Raw genomic sequence first — 7,783 nt, 5'->3', positions numbered from 1 at the left:
CCGTCTCTCTCCTCACAAAATAGATATTTGGTAAAAAGGAAATTCGCATATTCATGCGGTTTGTTCCTCGGGATGCTTTCGAAATTGAAGCTCATACAGCTCTGCATAATGGCCGCCCTCGGCAAGGAGCTGATCATGGGTACCTTGCTCTTTCAGTTCGCCATCGGCAAGGACACAGATCGTATCCGCCCGTTCAATCGTAGACAATCGATGGGCAATAACTAATGTCGTACGATCCTTCATCAACTCATTTAAGCCCTGCTGGACTTCATATTCCGATTCTGCATCCAAAGCCGAGGTCGCTTCATCCAATAGCAAAATCGGTGCATTTTTGAGCAAAGCACGGGCAATTGCAATCCGCTGTCTTTGACCGCCGGACAAATTGGCTCCGCGTTCACCGACAATCGTGTCGTACCCCTCTGGCAACTCGGCTATGAAGCCGCTGGCATAGGCTGTTTTGGCTGCAGCCTCCACTTCCTCATCCGTGGCAGTCGGTGAGCCAAAACGGATATTATCCGCTACTGTACCGTGGAACAGCGTAGCCTCCTGTGGTACATAGGCCATCAAATCCCTGACCTCATCCAACGGAAATTCTTCTGCCAAACGACCACGAACCCGCAGCACACCTTCATCCGGTGGGTAAAATCCCAGCAACAACTTCATGACTGTGCTTTTGCCACCACCACTCGGACCGACAAGTGCAGTGACCTGCCCTTCCGGCACGACCAAGTTTAACCTTTGCAGCGTTGGATGGTCAGGCTGATAGCCAAAGGTGATGTCGTGCAGCTCCAGCGCAGCCGGAGTCTGTTCAATGGCGTGGTCTGAACGTAAGGTTTCAACATCGCCATAGAATTCCCCAGATTCACGGGCTGATAAAGCTGCCGTCTCGGGATCGCTAAGCCTAGTCAGCGGTCCCTTCTTTTTAGCCGCGGGGAACTGCTCCTCTTCCTTCGACTCATCCAGAATTTCGCGGATACGCGCCAAGCCTGCCAAGGAGTTTTGTAACAGTGTTACAGCCGCCCCTAGCTCCAAAAACACCGTTGAAATACCGGTTTGCAGTTGTACAATCTGTCCCAATACTCCCAGTTCCATTTGCTTCTGCGATACCAGAATCAATCCGGCGACAAGCACACCGCCCAGCGTAATGAACTCTATGACAAAATTGCACATATCCTGCAAGCCCATATGACGTCCCTGCCGGATGCTGATGCGATTGATGTCCTCGCTTGCATCGTTACATAGTCCACCTACCTTCGTCCTCAACCCAAACAACTTCACCGTCTGCAAACCGGAAAGCAAATCACTCAATCGTTCCGTGAACCTGCTCATCCGTCCCTGTAACTCTTCACTCGTCTTTCGCATTTTCTTCGCGAAATGAGCATTTATCCAGGCTGAAGCCAGCCCAAGTACAACCGCCATAATCCCAAATCGCCAATCCAAAGCCATCAAAATGACCAACGAGCCCAAGAAAAGCGAAATTTCCAGTATAATCGAGCGAATATGAACGGTGTAAGCCTGCTCTAGCGCCTGTACATCGTTCGTCATACGGGATACAAGATCACCCGAATGGTGTTTTTCGGCTTTTTCGTACGATAGCTTGACAATGTGGCCAAATAGTTTCATTCGTACATCAGCAATCGCCAGCTTTACACACCGTTTATACATATAGCTGCACAGGGGGGAGATAAGACTTAATGCCAAAAATGTACCACTGACCAAATAGACCGCTCGGTATAGCTCCTGTACATTGCCATTAACCGCGAAATTCAGCAAATAATGCACCACAAAAGAAAGTAAAATCGTGATGCTGGCATTGGTCAGACTATTGCCAACCAGCCCGGTAAAATACCATTTTTGGTGCGGCTTCATCAGGGACATCAACTGCTTAAATTCATAAAACCCCTGCTTGAAGGTCACGACGCTCACCCCTTTCCTCAGGCAACGAATTACCGTTTTCCGCCGTATGCTGTTCTTCTTCAAAATTTTTCAAATACAGCTTTCGGTACACACCATCACGACCCAGTAATTCCTCATGAGAACCCGATTCCACAATGCTCCCCTGATCGAGTACAATAATGCGGTTCGCCTGACGTACGGTTGACAGTCGATGAGCAATGACCAGTACCGTCCGGTTTTGCATTACCGCATTCATCGCATTCTGCACCTGAGCCTCCGACTGACTATCGAGTGCTGAAGTCGGCTCGTCCAATAGAAGTAGCGGAGCATTTTTCAATAATGCTCTTGCTATGGAAATACGCTGTTTTTGACCGCCAGACAATCCGCCTCCCCGCTCGCTCAACAGGGTTTCATAGCCCTCGGGAAGTTGAACAATAAAATCATGCGCATGTGCCGCTTTCGCCGCCTCGACAATTTCTTCTCGAGTCGCCTCCAAACGTCCATATCCGATATTTTCTGCAATGGTGGCCGGAAAAAGCGACGGCTCCTGAGATACCATCGAAATATGACTGCGCAGGCTTGTTAAATTCCAATCTGTCAAACTCTTTCCAAATAGTTGAATGGTTCCAGCATGCTCTCCAGGTTCATTAAATCCGCAAAGCAGCTTGAAAATCGTGCTTTTACCCCCACCGCTGGCACCGACAATCGCGACCATATCCCCTTGCCCTGCCTGGAAGCTGATATCCTTCAGCACTGTGTTCCCTTCATCGTAGCCAAAGGTCAAATGCTCAAAGCTGACTACAGCAACACTATCAACGTCATCATCACTTTCTGCTCCGCCTTCACTCATTCGGTTGGCTTCCCCATCTGCATCGTCTTTCAAATGAGGCGCCCTATTCTCTCGCTTCTGATCTACCAAGGTCATTTCGCCGTCCTGACGTTCATTCTGCCAATCCAGCACCTCAAACAAATGCTTTGCGGCTCCACCCGCTTCCTTCATTTGCGAAATGATCGTCGGCAGCATGGCAATCGGCTGCAATATGAACGAAATCAGGTATAAAAAAAGTACAATGCCTCCAGCATTCAACTCTCCATGTTGTATCAGGTATCCTCCGTATACAATGACCAAAATAATCGGTGTTGCTAGCATCATCACACCTACCGGAGTAATGGCTGCATAGCGCTTTTCTAGCCGTAAGCCGCGCTTGACGACCTCCTCCATAATCACCATATACTTCTTCAACAGCACAGCTTGCATATTGAATGCCTTGACGATAGGGATTCCTCCGATTGCATCTTGCCCCACAGCGTTCAAATGAGCAATTTTCTCCTGAAGATCCGCGGAGTATTTTTCAATTGGCTTGCTCATTAGTGATGTTATGATCATTCCTATTGGCATGAGCGCAAGACTTGCCAATATCAGTTTCCAGCTTGTCAGTAAAAGCAATATGAGTGATGCCGTAAACACGAGCGGTAAATAGAACAGATTGGCAAACTGCTGGATAAAAAAGTTCTGTAATACTGCCGTATTATTGGTTAGACGGGATACCAAATCTCCGGTAAATTTCCTTTCCACGCTGGAAACCGGTAAATCGCAAAACTTATGTACGAGATCGCCTCTCAAGTCGCGCAGAGCACTAACACTAAATCGCGCTGAAGCGTACCTCATCACAAACTTACAGGGCATTCCAATTAGCGTCATACCAACAACCAGATAGATCATGTTCTGGGTAGAGGAGAATGTCCCCTGTGCCATTTGCTCAATGGCCTTACCCAAAATAATGTCAATAGCTGCCAAACACAAGGAGGTGATCACCGTTATGAAAACCCATAGATTATACGGCCTTACATAACGTGCGAGTCTCCGAAAAGCAGAATTTAATCGAAACAAGGGCATCCCTCTTTTCGCTGCCCACACTTTTTCAGTGCGAACTTTTTATATTGGCTGTGGACGTCGTTGAGATAAACTCTGGGTTTGGATGCATGAGTATCCGTACAGAATAAAATGCGATTTTGAACTATGCTGGAATTTGCATCTTGGTGTGGGTTGGTTGTTGATTGTTGCTGAGATGGTAATAACGAAGTGTATCGTGATGTGTGGGACATTTAACTCTGTCTGAATCGTGGTTGTAGGGTGCTTGTGTTGTAAGCTGTATGAGCTCCCGCCGCGTGGGCCATCGGCGAGGATGTAGAAAGAATGTTCTCGACTGTGCTCATAACCTCTTGTTCTTGTTCATGGATGAAAAAGTGATTACCTTCGAACATTCGAACATCCATAGGTGATGTCGTATGCTGTTGCCAGGCATGCAGTGAATCTGTGCTAACCTCAAAATCCTTCATTCCGCCTAAAACAGTCATCGGACATATCAATGGATTTCCCGGCTGATAAACATAAGTTTCACATACCTTAAAATCTGCACGCAGACGAGGCATAATAATTTGCATCAATTCTGCATTTTGCAGCACCTCTTCAGGTGTTCCCTGCATCAAACGAAGCTCTTCGGTGAAAGAATCGTCTGCTAAATCATGGAGTCGTTTTTTGGAATATGGAATATGTGGTGCGGATTTACCGGATATGATGATATGCTCAGGTAGCTTTCCAGTTTTGCTGTACAATTGCCGTGCTGTTTCAAATGCAATCAGTGCCCCCATACTGTGTCCAAAAAAAGCGAACGGCTTATGTATGTATGGAGCCATAGCTGGAACCAACGATTGAACGATGTCTTGAAGAGTATCCATTGGAGCTTCTGTTGAGCGGCTTTCACGTCCTGGAAGTTGTATAGGCAACACGGTAATGTCAGGTGCAAACCTGGACTTCCAAGAGTTAAATATATAAGCACCACCACCGGCGTAGGGAAAGCAAAATAGTTGGAGCTTCGTAGTCGGTTGGACCTCTGTTTTCGCGAACCAAGATTGTGATCGAGTTGTCATAAGAATTCCTCCATCCTCTATGTAGTTCATAATTTTACAGTAAATCCTTATATCTCTTTTTTTCTTCCAACACTTTCTAACTGTTTTTAAATATACAAACTTTAAAACCACTTGGCATGGGACAAAAGGGCTAAATTGATAGAGCTCATAAAAATAAAATAAAATCCATATTATGTTATTTGTTTCCAAACTTCAAAAGCAACAATTTCACTTTTTGTATGAGTTATCTGTCAATCATGATCTGTTAATTTAGTTTAAAACAAGATTTCAGGTTTTCACGAATTTTGTAAAACTAAACTCATTTTGATTTACATTGAGGTCCCAACCCCTTATCCTACAACAATTTTATCTTTACTTGCCATTAACATAAATGTAACAAATTCAACCTGATATCATCCGACAAATTCCGACTTTTTCCGCAGCTCTCTTCAATCACCTAAATATTGGATTGGATTTGTATCAAGCTCACATAAGACAAAATTAATAACTCTTTATTTTTGTAATAAATATTGTTATTCCATAGTCATAAAGAATCATTTTTTTCATATTTTTTTCTGACTCTTCGTCTAAAAAATCCAGTTCGAATTGAATTTTTCTCTCCTAAATCTATGAATTTTCTTTTCAAACTCTAATAAAAACGTTTCTATCTCGCTTCAAAAGTACCTGTTCTCTAGAAATTTATAGCCTTACTTTTAATCTTTCACCCTCTCAAAAAACAGTAACGGCAAACAGCAAGGCTCCCCGTTGTTGGAGACTTGCTGCTTTATAAATTTCATTATGTTTGACTTCACTATCGGTCGATATGCAGAGTGTTGTAAGCTTTATTGTAGTTATCCCCCAATCTTATTAATTTAGTGGAATGGAGTATATGTATGGGTTCATGTATATATAATTTCCAAAATGCGAAAGCCTTATGGTATACAAAAAGAGCACAGCCCATTAAGGCTGTGCTCTTTTTATCGTGCTTGGCGACGTCCTATTCTCCCAGGACCCTGCGGTCCAAGTACCATCGGCGCTGGAGGGCTTAACGGTCGTGTTCGGGATGGGTACGTGTGGAACCCCTCCGCTATCGCCACCAAACATGAATTTGCTATGCAAATTCTACCGTATTGAAACTCGGTTCATCACAGCTGTGTGAATGAATTTCAATGCGTATTTCGTATGTATTTCTACATACCTTCAAGGTTACACCCTGAAAACTGGATCCGAAACTCATTTGCGTCTTATCTTAGGATAAGCCCTCGACCGATTAGTATTGGTCAGCTCCATGCATTACTGCACTTCCACCCCCAACCTATCTACCTCGTCGTCTTCAAGGGGTCTTACTAATTGGGAAATCTCATCTTGAGGGGGGCTTCACGCTTAGATGCTTTCAGCGCTTATCCCTTCCGTACATAGCTACCCAGCGGTGCTCCTGGCGGAACAACTGGTACACCAGCGGTACGTCCATCCCGGTCCTCTCGTACTAAGGACAGCTCCTCTCAAATTTCCTACGCCCACGACAGATAGGGACCGAACTGTCTCACGACGTTCTGAACCCAGCTCGCGTACCGCTTTAATGGGCGAACAGCCCAACCCTTGGGACCTACTTCAGCCCCAGGATGCGATGAGCCGACATCGAGGTGCCAAACCTCCCCGTCGATGTGGACTCTTGGGGGAGATAAGCCTGTTATCCCCAGGGTAGCTTTTATCCGTTGAGCGATGGCCCTTCCATGCGGTACCACCGGATCACTAAGCCCGACTTTCGTCCCTGCTCGACTTGTAGGTCTCGCAGTCAAGCTCCCTTCTGCCTTTGCACTCTTCGAATGATTTCCAACCATTCTGAGGGAACCTTGGGGCGCCTCCGTTACTCTTTAGGAGGCGACCGCCCCAGTCAAACTGCCCACCTGACACTGTCCTCGCACCGGTTTACGGTACCAAGTTAGAACCTAGATACGATCAGGGTGGTATCCCAAGGATGCCTCCCTTCAAGCTGGCGCTCAAAGTTCGACGGCTCCCACCTATCCTGTACAGATCGTACCCAAATTCAATATCAAGCTGCAGTAAAGCTCCATGGGGTCTTTCCGTCTTGTCGCGGGTAACCTGCATCTTCACAGGTATTAAAATTTCACCGGATCTCTCGTTGAGACAGCGCCCAAGTCGTTACGCCATTCGTGCGGGTCAGAATTTACCTGACAAGGAATTTCGCTACCTTAGGACCGTTATAGTTACGGCCGCCGTTTACTGGGGCTTCGGTTCATAGCTTCGCTCTTGCGAGCTTACCACTCCCCTTAACCTTCCAGCACCGGGCAGGCGTCAGCCCGTATACTTCGCCTTGCGGCTTCGCACAGACCTGTGTTTTTGCTAAACAGTCGCTTGGGCCTTTTCACTGCGGCCCCCTCGGGCTATTCACCCTACCGAGGCACCCCTTCTCCCGAAGTTACGGGGTCATTTTGCCGAGTTCCTTAACGAGAGTTCTTCCGCGCGCCTTAGAATTCTCTTCTCGCCTACCTGTGTCGGTTTGCGGTACGGGCACCTTCTCCTGGCTAGAGGCTTTTCTTGGCAGTCTGAGATCATGACCTTCGCTACTACAATTTTCGCTCCCCATCACAGCCCAGCCTTAACGATGTGCGGATTTGCCTACACACCAGCCTCACTGCTTAGACGGACATCCATCCGTCCGCGTCACTACCCTACTGCGTCACCCCATCGCTCATAACGGATTACGGTGGTACAGGAATTTCGACCTGTTGTCCTTCGACTACGCCTATCGGCCTCGCCTTAGGTCCCGACTTACCCTGAGCGGACGAACCTTCCTCAGGAACCCTTAGGCTTTCGGCGGATCTGATTCTCACAGATCTTTTCGTTACTCATACCGGCATTCTCACTTGAATGCAGTCCAGCGCTCCTTACGGTACACCTTCAACCCGCATTCAACGCTCCCCTACCCCTGATGCAAGCATCAAGCCATAGCTTC

At 46.8% G+C, this 7,783-nt stretch carries 3 protein-coding genes and 2 rRNA genes (1 of these 5 cut by a window edge); all 5 read right to left on the bottom strand.

Annotated elements, in window-relative coordinates; genetic code table 11:
• Window positions 1-51: 51 nt before the first annotated feature.
• On the bottom strand, window positions 52-1,917 hold the full coding sequence (locus NSS94_RS11755) for an ABC transporter ATP-binding protein (RefSeq protein ID WP_340955368.1): 1,866 nt from the start codon (window positions 1,915-1,917) through the stop codon (window positions 52-54).
• Window positions 1,892-3,787, bottom strand: coding sequence for an ABC transporter ATP-binding protein (locus NSS94_RS11750; RefSeq protein WP_081317618.1), 1,896 nt, complete (start codon window positions 3,785-3,787; stop codon window positions 1,892-1,894). The genes NSS94_RS11755 and NSS94_RS11750 overlap by 26 nt, the downstream gene beginning before the upstream one ends.
• 215 nt (window positions 3,788-4,002) lie before the next feature.
• On the bottom strand, window positions 4,003-4,827 hold the full coding sequence (locus tag NSS94_RS11745) for a thioesterase II family protein (protein ID WP_029517088.1): 825 nt from the start codon (window positions 4,825-4,827) through the stop codon (window positions 4,003-4,005).
• Window positions 4,828-5,790: 963 nt separating this feature from the next.
• Window positions 5,791-5,907 (bottom strand): 5S ribosomal RNA (rrf, locus tag NSS94_RS11740).
• 149 nt (window positions 5,908-6,056) lie between these two features.
• A 23S ribosomal RNA gene (locus NSS94_RS11735) occupies window positions 6,057-7,783 on the bottom strand; it runs 1,222 nt beyond the window's last position.

Source organism: Paenibacillus sp. FSL L8-0644, assembly GCF_038008165.1.
GTDB lineage: Bacteria > Bacillota > Bacilli > Paenibacillales > Paenibacillaceae > Paenibacillus > Paenibacillus polymyxa_D.
Note: the sequence above shows the minus strand (reverse complement) of the source record. Positions and strands in the feature narration are given on the sequence as shown.

Excerpts from the sequence above, each read along its gene's own strand:
- NSS94_RS11745 (WP_029517088.1), bottom strand. The coding sequence starts at position 4,827 with ATGACAACTCGATCACAATCTTGGTTCGCGAAAACAGAGGTCCAACCG.